This window comes from Hymenobacter sp. ISL-91 (genome assembly GCF_018613725.1).
Classification (GTDB): domain Bacteria; phylum Bacteroidota; class Bacteroidia; order Cytophagales; family Hymenobacteraceae; genus Hymenobacter.
Map to the genome: position 1 here is coordinate 21,535 of NZ_JAGGPS010000038.1, position 18,254 is coordinate 39,788.

An 18,254-nucleotide genomic window follows, 5' to 3' on the forward strand; every position below is an offset into this window, starting at 1 on the left:
ACCTGCGTGCTTGGCGGCGCAGTTTTAGTAGGCCCGGGCCTGCCATTCGGTGAGCGAAAGGCGCATATTAGGCAAGCGCGATTTGAATGCCTCGTCATCTTTATCGCCCATTTTGATTGCTTTGCGGGCATACACAATGGCCGTGCCGTAGTCTTGCTGCTGGGCCAGCAGGCGGGCTTTTATCCAGTTGTTGCTCACCTCGCTCTGCAGTCGAATCGACTCGTTTATCCAGCTCAGGGCGCGCTCGGGCTGCAGGTTGTTCTGCACGAGGTAGTCGGCGGCCTGGGCCAGCAGCTCCCAGTCGTTGGGCTGTTGCAGCAGCGCCCGCTCTACGCCGGCCAGTACCTGTTTGTGTACTTCCACTTCAAACAGCAGCACCACGGTGCGCTTTTCCCAGGTCAGGTTGAGGTGGGCTCCGTTGGGCCGCACGTTGGAAAACCAATACAGCAGGCTTTCCTGAAACTGCGCCTGCTCCGTCTGGACCGGCACCCGGATAACGTCCTGCTGCGGGTCGTAGCCATCGGTACCCCAATGAGTGATTACGCGGTTGAGCGCCACTTCCCAGTCGCGGTCCTGGTGCGGAATCACGTAGTAAGAGTACTGGCCGGCGGGCACGCTCTGCCCATTCAGCAGCACCGGGGTCGAGAAGCGGATGAGCGTGTTTTCGTTGGCGCCAGCGCGCCACACCTGCTCGTAGGGCACCAATCCGCCCCATACGGCCCGGCCCCGCACCGAGGGCGAGTGGTACTCCACCGTCACGTCGGTAAGGCCTACGGTTTGAGAAACCAGGGCCCGGGGGCTGGCCTGGGGTAACAGCAGCTCGATGCCCGTAGGCACGCCCGTGCTGGGCGGCGGCAGCGCCGCCGGTGCCGGCTCGCCAGCCAGGGGCGGCGGGGTAGCCGCCGATGCGGGCACCGGTGCTGGTGCGGGCGCCGGGGTTGTCTGGGCCAGGGCCGCCAGCGAGCTGCCAGTGCTCAAGGTAAGCAGGAGGCCGAAACGAAGAGCAAGAGAGCGGGCAGTAAACATAGAGCAGAAAACAAAGCGGGGCAGGAAACTGTACCATAGCCGGCACGGCAACCGCACCGCCGGTTATGCAGTAACAATGGTGCCAAAAGTAGGTTGACCTGTTACGGGAAACGTGAAGTTCCCGGTTTTTTGATAATTTTTTTGGGGAAAAGTTTTCATCCTATTGGTCTGCTCGTACATTTGCCCCGCTACTTAGCCCTTATGATTTTCTCCGCGCCCCGTATTGTTGTCCTCAGCCACCCGGCCGCCCCCGTAGCGGGCCGCCCGGCCGGGGCCGGCGCGTCTGAGTCTGCCGCTTGGCATCATCACGGGCACCATTCCTCTTTCTAGAGGAATATACGCATCATATTGACCCCGTTGGGCGAACCGCAACCGGTTCCCCGGCCACCCGAAAAACCGGTGGCCCGGCCTTGTTCTGGCCCATTTCCAACGTCCGGGTCCGCTTCTTGTTTTTCCCGAAACCTGTTTTGAGTTAGCTATTAAGAAAGCCCCAACAAACGGCCAGCTCTTAATTTTTAATTCCTACTTCTTAATTAAAAAACATGCTCCGTCTGGCTATCCAGAAATCCGGCCGCTTAAGCGAAGACTCCCTGAACCTGATTCGGGAGTGCGGTATCAGCTTCCTTGCGGCTTCCAACAAGCTCAAAACCGAAGCCACCAACTTCCCGCTCGAAATCCTGTACCTGCGCGACGATGATATTCCCGGCTACGTGCAGGACGGCGTGGCCGACCTGGGCATTGTGGGCCAGAACGTGCTGGTAGAGGCCGGCTTTCCGGAGCTGGAAGTAGAAGGGCTGGGCTTCAGCAAGTGTCGCCTGAGCCTGGCCGTGCCCCGCGCCGCCGCCTACGACTCCATCCAGAGTCTGCAGGGCGTGAGCATTGCCACTTCGTACCCCAAAATACTGGGTGATTACCTGGCCGGCCAGGGCGTGCAGGCCAACTTGCACACCATCAGCGGCTCGGTGGAAATTGCCCCCAGCATCGGGCTGGCCGAGGCCATCTGCGACATTGTGAGCAGCGGCTCAACGCTGCTTGGCAATGGTCTGCGCGAAGTGGAAACCGTGTTCCGCTCCGAAGCCGTGCTCATCGCCAACCAACACCTGAACGCCGAGAAGAAGGAGTTGCTGGAGCAGTTGATGTTCCGGATGCAGGCCGTGCGCCGCGCCCGCCGCAACAAGTACATCATCCTCAACGCGCCCGTCGCGGCCCTCGATGCGGTAAAGCAGCTGCTGCCCGGTATCAAGTCGCCTACGCTCACGCCGCTGGCCGAGGAAGGCTGGGTGTCGGTGCAGTCGGTGGTGAATGAGGACGATTTCTGGCACATCACCAGCCAGCTCAAAGCCGTCGGCGCCGAAGGCATTCTGGTGCTCCCGATTGAGAAAATGATCAGCTAACTCCGCTGTTAGCTACTAGCTGTTGGCTGATAGCTTCCGTTAGGGAAGCCCGGCCAGCGAGCTATCAGCTAATGGCTATCAGCTAACAGCTTATGAACGTAGTCCAATATCCTGCCCGATCTGAGTGGGCAGCGCTGCAGCAGCGGGCGGCTCAACAGCAGGCCCAGGACGTGGAGCAGCGCGTGCAGCAGATTTTCGAGGACGTGCGCACGCGTGGCGACGCGGCCCTGCTCGATTATGCCCGGCAGTTCGACCGCGCCGACCTTTCGGCTGCCGGTGGGCTGCTGGTGGGCCCCGAGGAGTTGGCCGCTGCCGCCGCCCGGGTGCCTTCGGAGCTGCAAACGGCCATCCGGCAGGCGCATGCCAATATTCTGCGGTTTCATCAGGCTCAGGTGCCGGCCGAAGAGCGGGTGGAAACCATGCCAGGCGTACTATGCTGGCGGCGCGCAGTGCCCGTGCAGCGGGTGGGCCTGTATATTCCGGGCGGCACAGCGCCGCTGTTCAGCACGCTGCTTATGCTGGGCGTACCGGCCCGGCTGGCGGGCTGCCCGCACATTGTGCTCTGCACCCCGCCCCAAAAGGATGGCTCGGTGAACCCCATTATCCTGTTTACGGCCCAGCTGCTCGGGATTGATATGATTGTGAAAGCCGGCGGGGCGCAGGCCGTAGCCGCTCTGAGCGGCGGCACCGAATCGGTGCCGGCCGTTGACAAGATTTTCGGGCCCGGCAACCGTTACGTGACGGCCGCCAAGCAACTGGCCACCCGCTACGGCGTGGCCATTGATATGCCCGCCGGCCCTTCGGAAGTTTTGGTGCTGGCCGATGCCACGGCCAACCCGGCTTTCGTGGCGGCCGACCTGCTCAGCCAGGCCGAGCACGGCCCCGATTCGCAGGTGATTCTGCTGGCCGACTCCTTATCTATAGTGGAGCAAACCAAAGCCGAAGTAGAACGCCAGCTGCGGGAGCTGCCCCGGGCCGAAGTGGCGGCGCAGGCCCTGACCGAAAGCCGCGCCATTCTACTGGAAAGCCCACAGGCTATGCTCGACTTCTCGAATGAGTATGCGCCGGAGCACCTGATTCTGGCCGTGCGCAACCCCGAGCAGCTGGCTGCGGGCGTCACCAATGCCGGCTCGGTTTTTCTGGGGCATCTGACCCCGGAAGCGGTGGGCGACTACGCTTCGGGCACCAACCATACGTTGCCCACCAACGGCTACGCCCGCAACTACAGCGGCGTCTCGCTGGATTCGTTCCTGAAGAAAATCACCTTCCAGCGCCTGACTCCCGAAGGCCTGCTGAATGTGGGCCCCGTAGTGGAAACGATGGCCGAAGCTGAAGGCCTGCGCGCCCACGCCCGCGCCGTTACGCTACGGCTGGAGTCGTTGGCGGAGGCAGGCAACGAGTAGAAACAAGCTATACACCTGTCATTCTTCGCGCTGCACCGGATGACAAAATAAACGAATACCATGTTCAATCTTGATAGCCTGGTGCGCCCCAACCTCCGGGACATGAAACCTTATTCCTCGGCCCGCGACGAATTTCAGGGCGAGGCCCAGGTGATGCTCGATGCCAACGAGAACAGCCTCGGCAGCGCCGGTCCCGAGCGGTTCAACCGCTACCCCGACCCACAGCAGCGTGCCGTGAAAGCCGAGCTGGCGAAGCTAAAGGGCGTGCTGCCAACCCAGATTTTCCTCGGCAACGGCTCCGATGAGGCCATCGACCTGCTGGTGCGCCTGACCTGTGTGCCCGGTCACGACAGCCTGCTGATTCTGCCGCCCACTTACGGCATGTACGAGGTGGCCGCCAACCTGAATGATGTGCGCGTGGAGCGTATCCAGCTCACGCCCGATTTTCAACTCTCACCCGAAATTGTGGCCGGGGTACTGGCGTCGGAGGCCAAGCTGGTGTGGCTCTGCTCGCCCAACAACCCCAGCGGCAACCTGCTGCATGCGGAGGCCATTGAGGAAATTCTGCGTGGTTTCCGGGGGCTGGTGGTGGTAGATGAAGCCTACGCCGACTTTGCGCCGGCCGCCAGCTGGATTACCCGCCTGGCCGAATTTCCGAACTTGGTGGTGCTGCAAACCTTCTCCAAGGCCTGGGGGCTGGCCGGGCTGCGCCTGGGCATGGCCTTCGCTTCGCCCGAAATTATCGGCTACCTCAACAAAATCAAGCCGCCCTACAACATCTCCGAAGCCACCCAGCAGCACGCGCTGGCCGCCCTGCACGACGCGCCCCGCGCCGAGCGGCTGCGCCGGCAGCTGCTGGAGGGCCGCGACTGGTTGGCCGAGCGCCTGCCCGCGCTGCCCATCGTGGAGCAGGTGTTTCCCTCGGATGCCAACTTCCTGCTGGTCCGGTTCAAGCCCGATGCCACGGCGCTCTACAATTTCCTGGTGAGCCGGGGCATCATCGTGCGCAACCGCACCACCCAGCCCGGCTGCACCGGCACGCTCCGCCTCACCGTGGGTACGCCCCCGGAGAACGAGTTGCTGCTGGAGGCCCTGCGGGAGTTTGCGGGGTAGGGGATATACGGAATAAAATACGTCATGCTTTGACTCCGGCTTCGGATATGCGCAGCATAACAACGACTTTTAATCACTCATGAAAAAAGTACTCTTCATTGACCGCGACGGCACCATTATCCTTGAGCCGCCGACGGATTTTCAAGTGGACGCGCTGACACGGGAAAAATTTCAGTTTGTGCCCGGCGCCATCACTGGTCTGGCGCGCATTGCCCGCGAGCTGGATTACGAGCTGGTGCTGGTGAGCAACCAGGATGGCCTGGGTACCGCGAGCTTCCCCGAGGAAACTTTCTGGCCGGCCCACACGATGATGCTCGACGTGCTGCGCTCGGAAGGCGTGGAGTTTGCCCGCGAGCACATCGACCGGAGCTTCCCCCACGAGAACCTGCCCACCCGCAAGCCCGGCACCGGCATGTTGCAGCAGTACTTGGCCGAAGGGGCTTATGACCTGAAAAATTCCTTTGTTCTCGGCGACCGGCTGACCGATGTGGAGCTGGCCCAAAACCTGGGTTGCCAGGCCATCCTGCTGCAGCCGGAAGGGGAGGAGGTAGCCGATGCGCACGCCGCCCTTCAGACGATGAGCTGGGAAAAAATATACCAATTCCTGCGCCTGCCCGCCCGCACCGCCGTGGTACAACGCGACACGAACGAAACCAAGATCAGCATCGCGCTCAACCTCGATGGCAACGGCCGCCCCGAGATGCACACCGGCCTGGGCTTCTTCGACCACATGCTCGACCAGCTCAGCAAGCACTCGGGCGTCGATATGAAAATTACGGTGCAGGGCGACCTGCACATCGACGAGCACCACACCATCGAGGACACGGCCATTGCCCTGGGCGAGGCCTTCACCCAGGCCCTCGGCGACAAGCGCGGCCTGGCCCGCTACGGTTTCCTGCTCCCCATGGACGACGTGCTGGCCCAGGCGGCCATCGACTTCTCGGGCCGCCCCTGGATTGTGTGGGACGCCGAATTCAAGCGGGAGAAAGTAGGGGATATGCCCTGCGAAATGTTTTACCATTTCTTCAAAAGCTTCTCCGACGCCGCCCGCTGCAACCTCAACATCAAGGCTGAGGGCCAGAACGAGCACCACAAGATCGAAGCCATCTTCAAGGCCGTTGCCAAATCCATTAAGATGGCGCTGGTGCGCGACGCCGGCCGCATGGAAATTCCCAGCACTAAAGGCATTCTGTAGTCTATCCATTTGTTTATTCAAATGTGTAAGATACCGACGTTGACTGGCCTGCCCGGAATAATGCTTTCCTATTTTCCGATAGGAGTGTTATTTAAGCTAACGGGCAGCGCATTACGAGAATAATGACTTAAAACATTTGTTTAAACAAAAGGATAGGCCTCGCTCATCACTCGATATATTCAAATGGAAATAGCTGTTGTTGATTATAAAGGCGGTAACGTGCAGTCGGTGCTGTTTGCCTTGGAACGGCTAGGCGTGCAGGCCACGCTCACGGCCGACCACGAGGTGTTGCGCAGGGCCGACAAGGTGCTGTTCCCCGGTGAGGGTGAGGCCGCATCTGCTATGCAGGAACTGCGCGCCCAGGGCTTGCACGAAGTGCTTCCCACGCTCACCCAACCCTTCCTTGGCATCTGCCTGGGCATGCAGCTGCTGGGCCAACACACGCAGGAAGGCGGGGGCACCGATATGCTCGGTATCCTTCCCTTTGATGTAGTGCGTTTCCCGGCCTTACCGGAATATAAAGTGCCGCACATGGGCTGGAATAATCTGCAAACTTTGAACAGTCCGTTGTTCGAAGGCCTTAGCGCCGAGGATTACGTGTACTTCGTGCACAGCTACTACGCGCCGGTCGGAGAGTACACCATTGCAGAGGCGGCATACCCGGCACCCTTCAGCGCGGCCGTGCAGCATGAGAACTTCTACGCCGTGCAGTTCCACACCGAAAAGAGCGGCCCCGTCGGCACCCGCATTTTGGAGAATTTTCTCAAGCTGTAAGTGGGTACCAAAAGAGCGTCATGCTGAGTGAAGCCGGAGGCACAGTCGAATCATCTCTACTGCTTCGTTGCAATCAGTAAGAATACCATTACACTAAAGATGCTTCGGCAAGCTCAGCATAACGTTCCATTGATCCGCTACCAGCACCAAGCACTAACCCCATGAACATCATTCCCGCCATCGACCTTATCAACGGCCAGTGCGTGCGCCTGACGGAGGGCGACTTTGCCCAGCAGACCACCTACGACGCCGACCCGCTGGCCGTGGCCCAGCGCTTCGAAGCGGCCGGCGTTAAGCGCCTGCACCTCGTCGACCTCGACGGGGCCCGGGCCCGGCAACCCGTGAACCTGCCGGTGCTCGAGCGCATCGCCCGTCACACCAGCCTGCACATCGACTTCGGGGGCGGCCTGCAGAGCGAGGCGGCCGTGCGCCAGGCCTTCGACGCCGGGGCCCAACAGATTACGGCCGGTAGTATTGCCGTGCGCGAGCCCGAAACGGTGAACGGCTGGCTCCAGGCTTTCGGGGCCGGCCGCATCATCATCGGGGCCGACTACCGCGACAACCACATTTCCATTAATGCCTGGGCCGAGCAGAGCGAACGGACCCTGCGTGAGTTTGTGGAGGGTTACCTGGCCAGTGGGGCCACTACCTTCATCTGCACCGACGTGAGCAAGGACGGCAAACTTCAGGGGCCCTCACTGGCCACCTACACCGAGCTACGCCAGCAACTGCCCGCCGCCGAACTTATTGCCAGCGGCGGCGTGACCACCATTGCCGATGTAGAGGCCCTGGCGGCTGTGGGCATGCACGGCGCCATCATTGGCAAGGCCATCTACGAAGGCACGATTACGCTGGAGCAGCTGCAGCCCTGGCTGTAGCGGTTACCGAACAGTTCTTTTGTCATCCTGAGCATGTTGCGCTTTGAGCAAGGACGAAGGACCTTATCGCGTTTGAAGGAGATATACCAACGGTTTCATGCCAGCGTGATAAGGTCCTTCGTCCTTGCTCAAAGCGCAACATGCTCAGGATGACAGTATATTTCAATAGCCAACCATGCTGACCAAACGAATCATTCCTTGCCTAGATATAAAGGATGGCCGCACCGTGAAGGGCGTGCAGTTTGAGGGGCTGCGCGACGCCGGCGACCCGGTGGCGCTGGCCGCCCGCTACGCCCGCGAAGGCGCCGACGAGCTGGTGTTTCTCGACATCACGGCTACCAACCAGAAACGCGCCACGCTGATAGCGCTGGTGCGCGACGTGGCCCGCGAGCTGGATATACCGTTCACGGTGGGCGGCGGCATTGGCTCGGTGGCCGATGTGGAGGCGCTGCTGCTGAACGGGGCCGACAAGGTGAGCATCAACTCGGCGGCTTTGGCGCGGCCCGAACTGATTGACGAGCTGGCTGCCCGTTTCGGCTCCCAGTGCATTGTGGTGGCCGCCGACGCCCGCTTTAATGCCGCCGACGGCTGGCAGGTGTACACCCGGGCCGGCACCCATAACACCGGCCGCGACGCCGTGCAGTGGTGCCGCGAGGCTGCCGACCGGGGCGCGGGCGAAATCCTGCTGACTTCCATGAGCAACGACGGCACCAAGGACGGCTTCGCCCTCGATATCACGGGGGCCGTGAGCCGGGCCGTAACCATCCCGGTTATCGCCTCGGGCGGCGCCGGCTCGAAGCAGGACTTCACCAATGTGTTCCAGCAGGCCCAGGCCGACGCTGGCCTCGCCGCCAGCATCTTTCACTTCGGCGAAATCGGTATTCGCGAACTAAAGGAGCATTTGCGCCAGGACGGTATTCCGGTTCGGCTATAATTGAGTTGTCAGTTGGTAGTTGCCGGTTGTCAGAAGTGATGATGGCGTGCCGGTACTGACAACAGACAACTATCAACTGACAACTACCAAATGGATTTTGCCAAAATGCCCGATGGGCTGATTCCCGTGATTGTGCAGGATGCCGCTACGGGCCAGGTGCTCATGCTAGGCTACCAGAACGAAGAAGCCCGGCGCGTTACGCGCGAAACGGGCCGCGTGACGTTCTTTTCGCGCTCCAAGCAGCGCCTCTGGACCAAGGGCGAAACGTCGGGTAATTACCTCACCGTAGTGAGCGAGCACGAAGACTGCGACCAGGACGCGCTGCTCATCCGCGCCATTCCCGACGGGCCCACTTGCCACCGCGGTACCACCAGCTGCTTCGAGCAGCCCAATGAGGCGGCTTATCCGGCCCCGGCTGTGGGCTTTATTGCCGAGCTGGAGCGGCTGGTGCAGCGCCGCCACCAGTTTCCCGACGAGGACCCCAACTCGTATACTGCCTCGCTCTTCCGCAAGGGCATGCCCAAAATCGCCCAGAAAGTAGGGGAGGAGGCCGTGGAAACGGTTATCGACGCCGTGGGTGGTAATGTGGATGGCCTCAAGGGTGAGGCCGCCGACCTGTTGTACCATTTGGTGGTACTGCTAACGGCCTCTGGCCTGTCGCTGGATGATGTAGTAGCCGTGTTGCGCGAGCGGCACAGCACCATCTCGGGCGGGGTGCGGCGGCCGGAGTAGGTAAGTAGTAAAGAAACAGGCTCTAAACACTCAAACGCTGGGGCGGCCGTTTACGGACGCCCCAGCGCTGGTTAAAAAGCGTAGCCGACCTGTAAATCCGCACCCGTAGTAACGTGCACATCCATGCCGCCCTTGCGCGGCCGGCCGGGCACTACATACGACTCGCGGCGGGCCGTGAAGTCGTAGCCGTAACTACCGCTTAGCAGCCAGCGGCCCTTGCGCAGTTGGTAGCCCACGCGGGCCGTAACCGGGGCGTGCACTTGAATGTCGCTAACGTAGCCGCCGGGGCTGTTGCTGTCCTGTTGAAATTCCTCCGCTACCACCTGCAGACCGCCGCCCACGAACAGGCCCGCGCCGGCTTTGCGTTGGGGCCAGAGAAAATACCGGAGCTGGGTGCTTACCAGAGCGCTGTTGAATACGCCGCGGCTGAGCCTAACCCGTTCGTATTCCCCGGTAGACGGGTTTAGCAGTACCGTGTACGTGCTGGCATCTCGATGCACGCCGCCAATTCCCACGCGCATTGCCCATCGCTCATTCATCAGCCACTCGTAGCTGAGGCTGGGATAGTGCGTAGCTCCGCCGTATTCTGCACGGTGTACGCCCAAGTACAGGGCGCGGCGCGCGATGGGCGGAGTAAGGACGGTCGAGTCGGCCGGTGCCGATAGCAACAGGCTGGTAATACTGGTTAAGAGTAACATCGTACAAAGACAATAAAGCTGGTAAAGATGCGGTAATAACGGTTGTAAACGCTGGAAATGATATGCTCCGTTGTGGGAAATCCGGCTCATACAATATAGTTTTCGCACAGCTGGGGTAATATACTCCCGATAGCGGGGCAGTTGCAGGGATGCCCCTTTTACATTCCTTCCGTACCTTGCCAGTTCGCCTCTTAGTCGTTCTATGTCCGCTGCCAACTCCATCTACTTGTCCGAGCAAAGCCTGACGGTGCTCGTGCCCGTGTATAACGAGGAGGAGAGCCTGGGGCAATTTGTGGTGGAGATGGACAAGTTTCTGGCCCTCACGCCGGTGGCCACCACGGTGCTGTTCATCAATGATGGTTCGACCGATGGCTCGCTGGCGCTGCTGCGGGCGGTGTGCGGCAGCAAGCCAGGCTACGAGTTTATCAGCCTGAGCCAGAACCGGGGCCTGAGCACGGCCATCAAGGCCGGCATCGACCACGCCCGCACCACGCTCATCGGCTACATCGACTCCGATATTCAAACCACGCCGCTCGACTTCCTGACTTTCTTCGAGTTTCTGCCCGAGTTTGATATGGTGAACGGCATCCGGGCCAAGCGGCAGGATACGCTGGTGAAAAAACTGTCGTCGAAACTAGCCAACGGGGTACGCCGCACGCTCATCAACGACGGCATCCAGGATACGGGCTGCCCGCTGAAAATCATCAAAACCGACTATGCCCGCCGGTTGCCGCTGTTCCATGGCCTGCACCGGTTTCTGGGGGCGTTGGTGCAGCTGCAGGGCGGCCGCGTGAAGCAGCTGCCGGTGCGCCACTTCCCGCGCTTTGCGGGCACGGCCAAGTACACCCTCTGGAACCGGGCCTGGAAGCCGCTCATCGACACGTTCGGCTTCCGCTGGATTCGCTCGCGCTGGAAGAACTATGAAATAGGGGAGCAGTACCGTGGTGCTCCTGCCGGCCCGGTTGGGCTGGCCGCTGCCAAACCGGCAGACAACCGCTAAGCTGGCTGGAGGTGGAGCTGCTGAAGCTACAGGCGCTGCTGACAACGGCCAACGTGGCGCTGGCCATTGGGCTGGTGTCGCAGCTCTTGTTTTCGAGCCGCATCGTGCTGCAATGGATCCAGAGCGAGCGGGCCCGGCGGGTGCTGGTGCCCACGCTGTTCTGGCAAATTAGCCTGGTTTCGTCGTTTCTGATGCTGGTGTACGGCCTGCTGCGCCACGACCCGGTGATTCTGGGCGCCCAGCTCATCAGCTACGCCATTTATGTGCGCAATCTGCAGCTGCTGGGCGAGTGGGGCAAACTGCCGGCCTGGTTCCGGGCCGCGGCCTACGGGCTGCCGGTGGCGCTGCTGAGCTGGTTTGTGGCCGGCAACCGTCATTTCAGCCTGCGGGCCATGCTGGGCACCGAAATACCCGGTGGCCTGCTGGTGCTGGGCACCGTGGGCCAGGTTATTTTCCTGCTGCGCTTCGTGTATCAATGGGTCTATTCCGAGCGCCGGGGCGAGTCGAGCCTGCCGCTGAGCTTCTGGGTGATTAGCCTGGTCGGCTCACTCCTGATTCTGGCCTACGCCGTGCTGCGCCGCGACGTGGTGCTGTTTATCGGCAACGTCTTCGGTACGGTGGTGTACGCGCGCAACATCGTGCTGCTGCGCCGGCAACTGCGGCAGGAGCCGGAGTCGCCCAGGGGCCCAGCCCAATCTGCAACGCCACCGGCGGGCCGCTAGGTGTACACCCCACAACGCCGGGGCGGAGCTTCCCCGCCATTGAACGGGGAAAACAGGTTTCGTTTAATGGTGCATGGGTACAGGTCCTGCCCCGGCGTCGTGGGGCAAAAGGCCCGTTGGCTGCTGCTTAAGCCACTCCACAAAAGCCCGGAGACCCTCGTCTAGGCTGGTCTGGGGCGCATAGCCCACTAGTTGCCGGGCTTTACTGATGTCGGCGTAGGTTACGTCGACGTCGCCGGGTTGCATAGGCCGGAACTCCAGGCGCGGCTCGCGGCCTACGGCCTGGCCTACGGCGGCAATAAGGTCTAGTAGCGGCACGGGCTGGTGGTTGCCCAGGTTCAGGGTTTCGTACACGCCGTCGTGTGCCAGCAGGTAGTTTACGCCCCGGGCAACACCGTCAACCGTATCGAGCACAAAAGTGTAGTCGCGGGCCGTGTTGCCGTCGCCGAATACGGGAACAGGCTCTCCGGCCTGTAACAGTCGCACGAACTTGTGGATGGCCAGGTCGGGCCGTTGCCGGGGGCCGTACACGGTAAAGAAGCGCGCATTGAGCACATCGAACCCATGAAGGTGATGATAGGTGGCCGTAAGCTGCTCGCCGCTGAGCTTGGAGGCCGCGTAGGGCGAGATGCAGCTGGCCAGTAGGTTCATATCCTCGCGGAAAGGCTGCTCGCGTGTGTTGCCATATACGGAGGAAGAGGAGGCGAAAAACAGCTTCGAGATGTCGCGCTGGCGCATCCACTCCAGCAGGTGGGCCGTGCCCAATACATTGGTGTCGAGGTAAGCCGCTGGTAGTTGCACCGAGGGGCCAACGCCGGCCTTGGCGGCCAAGTGCACCACTACGTCTATCGGGTCGGCGGGCAGGGCGTCCACCAGCGCGTCGGGGCCACGGCGCAGGTCGGTTTCGTGGAAGCTGAAGCGGGGGTGATTCCGGCAGGCCGCCAGGTTGCGCTCTTTCAGGGTGCGGTCATAGAAAGGGTCGAAGTTATCGAGACCGATAACGCGGTGCCCATCGTGAAGTAGGCGCTCGGCCAGGTGTGAGCCGATAAAGCCCGCGCAGCCTGTAAGCAGAATGGAAGCCATGGTATGAGCCAGAGAAAAGGTCAATCGGAGCCCGTAGAGGCGGATAAGCAAATGTAGTTCGAATTCGGCTCCCGTCGGTTCGTCGGTTGGTAGTTGTTTGGTGTCGGAACTGCCCACTGCGCGGCAAGCACTATGCGGCGTATTACCTGTAGTATGCCTGTCTGCGGCAGTGACAGCACGCGCTATAGCGTTGGCACCCAAAGTGCCGGTAGCCGACTACGTGCCAAGTGTGCGCCATTTAGCTGCTGGCATTACCTTGCCTGTTCTATCTCCTTCAACTGCTCTTATGCCGGATCAAGCTGCTTCCTCTCAACCCCACGTCTCATTTATCACCCGTTTGCTGACTTCGCAATGGGGCCGTGCATTAGTGTTGGCGTTGGTATGCGGGGTGAGTTTTTTCCTCTATAACGGCGCATCGGCAGTCAGCCTGATGGAAAGCCGCAACTTTGTGGCCGCCCGCGAAATGGTTGCCGGAGGTTCGTGGCTGATTCCGACAATGAACCAGGAATTGCGGTTGGCCAAGCCGCCACTGCCTACCTGGGCTGTAGCCGGCCTGCAGCAGCTGACTGGGCCTACCGATAATCTGGCGCTGCTACGACTACCTGCCGCAATGGCCGCTACGCTGCTTGTTTTCTTTTTCTGGGGCCTGTGTTGTGAGCTCACCCGGCGCCAGACCCACGACGACGATGCGCCGGGGCGTACCGCCTGGCTCGCGGCGCTGGTGCTGGCTACCAGCCTGCTCGTTATTACCACCGGGCGTGAAGGGCAGTGGGATATATTCGCCACCAGTATGGCAATGGGGGGGCTTTGGCTGCTGGTTGGCGGGTGGCAGCGGCCGGTTCGGCAGGCGTATCGGTGGCTGGCAGGGGCAGGGCTGCTATTGGGGCTGGCCGTGCTAAGTAAGGGCCCGGTACCTCTTTACGCGCTGGTTCTTCCTTTTTTACTGGCTTATTTGATTGGTCAGCCCTTCCATCGGCAGGCGGTACGGGCCCGGGCCGGAGCCACTGTGTTGGGGTTCGTGCTGGCTGTTATAATCGGGGGCAGCTGGCCCCTCTACGTCTGGCTGAAAGTGGCCCCGGCTGCCCGTTCTGTGGCCCGGGTCGAAATAGCGTCGTGGGCCGACCGGCATGTGCAACCGTTCTGGTACTACTGGCCTTTTTTTGCCTTCACTGGCCTATGGGCGCTGGTGGCGCTGGCCGCCCTGGTGTGGCCGTATGCCCGCCCGAGGCTGCGAGGCTTTATTCCGTACGCAGTGGTGTTGGGGTGGGCGCTGTTCGGGTTGCTGCTGCTGAGTATAGTGCCCGAAAAGAAGGAACGCTACATGTTGCCGCTAATGCCCCCACTGGCCTTGCTGGTGGCCGGCCTGCTGCGTGCCTGGCAAACCCAGCCCGCATATCCAGTCGGCCTCCGCAGTGCCCCCGATGCCTGGCTTCCCCGGGTCTGGGCCTTTCTGCTGCTGCTGTTACTGCTGGCTCTGCCCGTCGTCATGGCCTTGGCCGATTATCCCGGCTTCGGGGTCGGTTCGCTGCGGTTTGGGCTGATGGTGGCGCTGGCTACTGTGGTGGGAGTAGGGTTAGTCAGGGAAGGGATTATGCGGCGCCGGGTGAGTTTTCTTATCAGCAGCACGCTGACGATGGTGCTGGGTATTGTTGGGTTGGCTATGCCAGCCTACCCGCGTTGGGAAGGCCGGCGTGATGTTACCGACCGTCAGTATATGGGGCAGGTAAAGCAGTTGCCAGTCTTTCGGGGGGTGGGGGAGTGGTATAGCCTCGATACCCTGCATGTCAAGCAGGTGTGGGCCGCCGGGCAGTCTGTACCCATCTGGCATCCTACAATAAACCAGCTGGCTGACTTGGCCCGTCCGGTAGTTGTTGTATCGGAACGTCCGGCTGCGAAAAAATTGCCAGCGGGCTGGTCTAGGTTTATTCGCATCTCCCGGCAGGACTCCTTCTACTTAGATAGAAGCCGGAATTCGGGGTTATGGTTTATTTCCAGGTTGGAGCCAATTAGATAATAAGCTATTTTAATGCAAAATGACTGGCATTCAGCTACTAACAAATTATGTTTACTTAACATAATTATTAAACGTATTGAAATTTATAGATTTTTAAACTGTAGGGGCGGAGTAGACTACCTATGGAAAAGAACTACACCGGAGAGCCAGAAGAGTTCCTGCCTCTCCGGTGTAGTTCGGGTGCACACTAAAGGGTTGGAGTCTAAACCCAAACTACTATAACTATTCTAGCGCGATTGGTCGCCTAGCTGGCGCTTGATCTTGTTCAACAGCGCTTGAACAAGCTCTACATCATCAACATGTTCAATAGTAAGATGGGTGTTCAACCCAGGGCCGTGTAGATGGATAGCAAACGTATTTGAAGGGACAGTAAGCTCCTGTGGCACTGCTGCAGCTGCTCCAGGAGTGACTGCCATACCTTGGCTGGTAGTGGCCGGTGGTGTCTCCCGGGACTCTGGCTGGTCATGAACTTCGGCGGGCACAAAGTCGGAAGCTTGTCCAGGGCCTGAAGTAGCAATAGTATTAGCAGAAGTGCCGGCTTTGGGCTGATCATCCATATCGTTCGTGTCGAGTCCGAAGAGGCTGGATACAGCATCCGGGAGGCGTGATATTGGGGAAGGCTGAGGTACAAAGGCTGGGTTTGCCGATATACCGGACACCGTGGGTGTGCTAGATCCACTGCTGGGTATGCCCCCGGTGGTTGTAATCGCCACCGACTGAAAACGACTCAGTGGTAATTCAGTAGTGGCTAACTCCCGGCGAGGCTGTTGCTGGGCGGTAAGCTGGTCGATATCGGCAATAATATTCTGCTCATCGAGTACACCAACCATACGGGCACCATCAATGAACGCCTTGGTTACAGCCTGAGCATTTATTTCCTCCACACCGAACTCGCGTACCAGCATGACATCAAACATGTGTACGGGTAGCTCACGATTCCTGAACTTACGGCATATCTGGGTGAACAGGGGCGGATGCAGGAAGGCTTCGCGTTCATATATGCGCTCTTCCTGTTTGTCATACGCGTTTTTTATACGACGAAATAGGTTGGTAGTAGTAAGCAACTCCCGTTTACTGGTCAGGAGGCCAAACTTAACGGCTGAACCGATGATGGCCTTAAAAGAGCCACTCACCTTGCGGTTAAGCTTGCGGGCGGCTGTCTCAATAGCACATTTTCCCCCAGTGTCATCAACAACTTCAGCAACTTCCCAAGCACTCTGATAAGATGTGCGGGGATAATCTATGGTCTTAGGCATAAAGAAGCAAAGTGAGAATTAAGAGTTATAGCAAAGTATTCAAAAGTAGCATAAATAGTAATAACAAGCAATATATAGTATATAAAAGTAATACTTTCTTATACTTTTTGTGCTTTTTATTACTATCAAAGCTTCTCTCTCCATTATTTAATAGCCTTCAATGCTATCCATACCAGTGTTATAAATACCCTCTATAGCCGGAGCGAAAGAAGCGGGAGCAGGGAGTAGTTTAATGTATGGCAGCTTCTTCTGTATCTACAGCCACTCAACAGCATTATTTGTCAAGTTAACCACACCGGAAATCAACTATCGACAGAAGCCCGCTAACAGCGTTGAAATTGATGCATCATCAGGCGCCGAAGTGTTATTTTTCTTCAGCAGCTTTTCTGAGGAATCGGGTAAGCATAATTTCAGGATAGTGGCCAGCATACTGTAAAAGATCAACCAATGAAGGCCAGCCTGTTTTGTAGGGTAGTTGTAAAGCGTATGAGCAAGGCCACGAATAATCAAGCTAGTTAGTCGGTCTGCCAATCGGTTGAATACCGGTTGTAAGGGATACAAGTCTATGAGAGTTGCCTTATATCACTAGATTTCATGAAGCTGCTGGAGAGTCTACGCAGCAACCCGCGATGCAAGATGTATATACTTTGTATTGTAGTTCACGCAAATGACCCTGTGTCAATGTCAATTAGTGGAATCTTATAATCAGCATAGTGTAGCTGACGGTAACTATGCTGATTTCTGTAACATACTATTGTCTTATAATTTATATTATGTTAAGTCATGTATAGTAAAACAGGGCCGACTGTATAGCCGGCCCTGTTTTGACACTCCCCTACACTCACTATACAAGAAGTAGTACGGAAGCTCTGGTAAGCTTACTTAGCTGCATCCAGTTTACTCATCATTCGCTGAGAATCTGCTTTACGGTCTAGGCGCAGATACACTTTCTGAAGCGCGCTCATCGTGCCACGGTCATCGGGCTGTAACTCGAGCGACTTCTCGAAATACGGCAACGAATCGGCAAAATACTTTTTACCCTCCGTTTCCAGCTTTTTGCCCGACTTCTGGTATTCCGCCAAACTCATCTTGCTGGCCCGGGTATAATAATCCGCGGCCTTATTGTAGTTATAGATACCCAGGTTGAAGTTGGCATCGAAATTATTTGGGTCAATTTCAACAGCCTTCCGGTATGCGGCCAACGCTTCGGCCGGTTTCTTGTCACTGTCCAGAATGGAGCCTTTAACCGCGTAGAGATTCGCGTTGGTTGGATCGGCTGCAATGGCGCGGTCGATTTTATCAAGTGCCTCTTTGCCACGGCCGGCGCTCAGGTACATATTCAACTCTTCCAGCATGAAGCCTTTGTTGTTGGGATATACCTTCAGCGCGTCCTGCACTACTTTTAAGGCAGCAGCATCGTCTTTCTGCTGACGGGCAATCTGTAGCATCCGGCCATACATCTGAGTTGACTGGTAGCCGATGCCCTGGAGCTTGCCGTACATTTCCTTGGCGCCGGCGAAATTCTCATTCGCTTCAGCCGCGTAAGCCGCGTACAGGTACGCCGTCGTATCCTGTGGCTTGATTTGCTGAGCCATCCGATAGGAATCCATGGCCTTCGCGAAGTCTTTGCTATTGTAGCTTTCGACTCCGGCGTTCAGGGCCATACCGTACAGGCCATCGAGCTTGGCCTCGGCCTGCTTACCGTACTCTCCGTCCTTACCATCCAGGCTCAAGGCCTTCGTATAGGCTTCAAAGGCAATTTTAGCCCCGTCTTCGGTGCCGAGGCTTTTCTTATAGATGGGGCTGTTCACCATGCCCTCATAGATTTCGCCCCGGGTAAACCAGGTTTTAGCCTTACCAGACGTTTTTTCGTTGGTAACGGCCTTATCGATTTCGGTCTTGGCCTTGTCAAGCGTACCCTGGCGCTGGTAAAGAATAGCGTTGGTAACGGCCGAGTTCTGGGCCGAGGCCGTGTGCAGGGCGGCGGCGGCTACAAGCGTTAAAAGAACTTTCTTCATGAGAGTTGAGCGAA

General features: G+C 58.7%; 16 protein-coding genes. 11 read left to right on the forward strand and 5 right to left on the reverse strand.

Features of this window, described 5'->3' with window-relative positions; translation table 11 throughout:
• Positions 1-24 precede the first annotated feature (24 nt).
• The gene (locus tag J7E24_RS14650; RefSeq protein WP_215138873.1) at positions 25-1,026 is read right to left on the reverse strand and encodes a DUF2911 domain-containing protein; all 1,002 of its coding nucleotides are present in this window, start codon (positions 1,024-1,026) and stop codon (positions 25-27) included.
• Positions 1,027-1,568: 542 nt separating this feature from the next.
• Here J7E24_RS14650 and hisG point away from each other — a divergent pair.
• The 8 genes from hisG to hisIE all read left to right on the forward strand — a co-directional run bounded on the left by hisG (position 1,569) and on the right by hisIE (position 9,449).
• Entirely contained in the window at positions 1,569-2,420 is an 852-nt protein-coding gene (gene hisG, locus J7E24_RS14655) for an ATP phosphoribosyltransferase (RefSeq protein ID WP_215138874.1), read from the forward strand.
• A gap of 92 nt (positions 2,421-2,512) precedes the next feature.
• Positions 2,513-3,823: a histidinol dehydrogenase gene (gene hisD / locus J7E24_RS14660; RefSeq protein WP_215138875.1), complete on the forward strand. Its 1,311-nt coding sequence runs from the start codon at positions 2,513-2,515 to the stop codon at positions 3,821-3,823.
• Positions 3,824-3,883: 60 nt separating this feature from the next.
• Entirely contained in the window at positions 3,884-4,936 is a 1,053-nt protein-coding gene (hisC, locus tag J7E24_RS14665) for a histidinol-phosphate transaminase (RefSeq protein ID WP_215138876.1), read from the forward strand.
• Positions 4,937-5,015: 79 nt separating this feature from the next.
• Positions 5,016-6,131, forward strand: coding sequence for a bifunctional histidinol-phosphatase/imidazoleglycerol-phosphate dehydratase HisB (hisB, locus tag J7E24_RS14670; protein WP_215138877.1), 1,116 nt, complete (start codon positions 5,016-5,018; stop codon positions 6,129-6,131).
• Between the two features lie 183 nt (positions 6,132-6,314).
• Complete coding sequence (gene hisH / locus J7E24_RS14675) at positions 6,315-6,905, forward strand: imidazole glycerol phosphate synthase subunit HisH (RefSeq protein WP_215138878.1); 591 nt, start codon at positions 6,315-6,317, stop codon at positions 6,903-6,905.
• A 161-nt stretch (positions 6,906-7,066) separates the two neighbouring features.
• On the forward strand, positions 7,067-7,783 hold the full coding sequence (gene hisA, locus J7E24_RS14680) for a 1-(5-phosphoribosyl)-5-[(5-phosphoribosylamino)methylideneamino]imidazole-4-carboxamide isomerase (protein WP_215138879.1): 717 nt from the start codon (positions 7,067-7,069) through the stop codon (positions 7,781-7,783).
• Between the two features lie 175 nt (positions 7,784-7,958).
• Positions 7,959-8,717, forward strand: a complete 759-nt coding sequence (hisF, locus tag J7E24_RS14685) for an imidazole glycerol phosphate synthase subunit HisF (RefSeq protein ID WP_215138880.1) — start codon at positions 7,959-7,961, stop codon at positions 8,715-8,717.
• A gap of 90 nt (positions 8,718-8,807) precedes the next feature.
• The gene (gene hisIE, locus J7E24_RS14690) at positions 8,808-9,449 is read left to right on the forward strand and encodes a bifunctional phosphoribosyl-AMP cyclohydrolase/phosphoribosyl-ATP diphosphatase HisIE (RefSeq protein ID WP_215138881.1); all 642 of its coding nucleotides are present in this window, start codon (positions 8,808-8,810) and stop codon (positions 9,447-9,449) included.
• A 71-nt stretch (positions 9,450-9,520) separates the two neighbouring features.
• Here the strand turns inward: hisIE and J7E24_RS14695 are convergent, their stop codons facing one another.
• On the reverse strand, positions 9,521-10,147 hold the full coding sequence (locus J7E24_RS14695) for a hypothetical protein (protein WP_215138882.1): 627 nt from the start codon (positions 10,145-10,147) through the stop codon (positions 9,521-9,523).
• Between the two features lie 202 nt (positions 10,148-10,349).
• Here J7E24_RS14695 and J7E24_RS14700 point away from each other — a divergent pair, with 202 nt between their 5' ends.
• Together J7E24_RS14700 and J7E24_RS14705 are read left to right on the forward strand one after the other, a co-directional pair.
• Positions 10,350-11,147 carry a glycosyltransferase gene (locus J7E24_RS14700; protein ID WP_215138883.1) on the forward strand — a complete coding sequence of 266 codons (798 nt, stop codon included), beginning with the start codon at positions 10,350-10,352 and terminating at the stop codon, positions 11,145-11,147.
• Between the two features lie 11 nt (positions 11,148-11,158).
• On the forward strand, positions 11,159-11,869 hold the full coding sequence (locus J7E24_RS14705) for a lipid-A-disaccharide synthase N-terminal domain-containing protein (protein ID WP_317195662.1): 711 nt from the start codon (positions 11,159-11,161) through the stop codon (positions 11,867-11,869).
• 63 nt (positions 11,870-11,932) lie between these two features.
• On the opposite strand, the gene J7E24_RS14710 is transcribed toward J7E24_RS14705, so the two are convergent.
• A complete protein-coding gene (locus J7E24_RS14710) occupies positions 11,933-12,952 on the reverse strand; it encodes a GDP-mannose 4,6-dehydratase (RefSeq protein WP_215138884.1) in 1,020 nt (339 codons plus the stop codon).
• A 286-nt stretch (positions 12,953-13,238) separates the two neighbouring features.
• Here J7E24_RS14710 and J7E24_RS14715 point away from each other — a divergent pair, with 286 nt between their 5' ends.
• On the forward strand, positions 13,239-14,966 hold the full coding sequence (locus tag J7E24_RS14715) for an ArnT family glycosyltransferase (RefSeq protein ID WP_215138885.1): 1,728 nt from the start codon (positions 13,239-13,241) through the stop codon (positions 14,964-14,966).
• 227 nt (positions 14,967-15,193) lie between these two features.
• Here the strand turns inward: J7E24_RS14715 and J7E24_RS14720 are convergent, their stop codons facing one another.
• Positions 15,194-16,222, reverse strand: coding sequence for a hypothetical protein (locus tag J7E24_RS14720; protein ID WP_215138886.1), 1,029 nt, complete (start codon positions 16,220-16,222; stop codon positions 15,194-15,196).
• An 878-nt stretch (positions 16,223-17,100) separates the two neighbouring features.
• Entirely contained in the window at positions 17,101-18,240 is a 1,140-nt protein-coding gene (locus J7E24_RS14725; RefSeq protein ID WP_215138887.1) for a tetratricopeptide repeat protein, read from the reverse strand.
• Positions 18,241-18,254 lie beyond the last annotated feature (14 nt).

Coding starts and splice junctions, on each gene's coding strand:
- hisIE (WP_215138881.1), top strand. CDS start 8,808: ATGGATTTTGCCAAAATGCCCGATGGGCTGATTCCCGTGATTGTGCAG.
- J7E24_RS14720 (WP_215138886.1), bottom strand. CDS start 16,222: ATGCCTAAGACCATAGATTATCCCCGCACATCTTATCAGAGTGCTTGG.
- J7E24_RS14650 (WP_215138873.1), bottom strand. CDS start 1,026: ATGTTTACTGCCCGCTCTCTTGCTCTTCGTTTCGGCCTCCTGCTTACC.
- J7E24_RS14695 (WP_215138882.1), bottom strand. CDS start 10,147: ATGTTACTCTTAACCAGTATTACCAGCCTGTTGCTATCGGCACCGGCC.
- J7E24_RS14715 (WP_215138885.1), top strand. CDS start 13,239: ATGCCGGATCAAGCTGCTTCCTCTCAACCCCACGTCTCATTTATCACC.
- hisG (WP_215138874.1), top strand. CDS start 1,569: ATGCTCCGTCTGGCTATCCAGAAATCCGGCCGCTTAAGCGAAGACTCC.
- J7E24_RS14725 (WP_215138887.1), bottom strand. CDS start 18,240: ATGAAGAAAGTTCTTTTAACGCTTGTAGCCGCCGCCGCCCTGCACACG.
- hisB (WP_215138877.1), top strand. CDS start 5,016: ATGAAAAAAGTACTCTTCATTGACCGCGACGGCACCATTATCCTTGAG.
- hisC (WP_215138876.1), top strand. CDS start 3,884: ATGTTCAATCTTGATAGCCTGGTGCGCCCCAACCTCCGGGACATGAAA.
- hisD (WP_215138875.1), top strand. CDS start 2,513: ATGAACGTAGTCCAATATCCTGCCCGATCTGAGTGGGCAGCGCTGCAG.
- hisF (WP_215138880.1), top strand. CDS start 7,959: ATGCTGACCAAACGAATCATTCCTTGCCTAGATATAAAGGATGGCCGC.
- J7E24_RS14700 (WP_215138883.1), top strand. CDS start 10,350: ATGTCCGCTGCCAACTCCATCTACTTGTCCGAGCAAAGCCTGACGGTG.
- hisA (WP_215138879.1), top strand. CDS start 7,067: ATGAACATCATTCCCGCCATCGACCTTATCAACGGCCAGTGCGTGCGC.
- J7E24_RS14710 (WP_215138884.1), bottom strand. CDS start 12,952: ATGGCTTCCATTCTGCTTACAGGCTGCGCGGGCTTTATCGGCTCACAC.
- hisH (WP_215138878.1), top strand. CDS start 6,315: ATGGAAATAGCTGTTGTTGATTATAAAGGCGGTAACGTGCAGTCGGTG.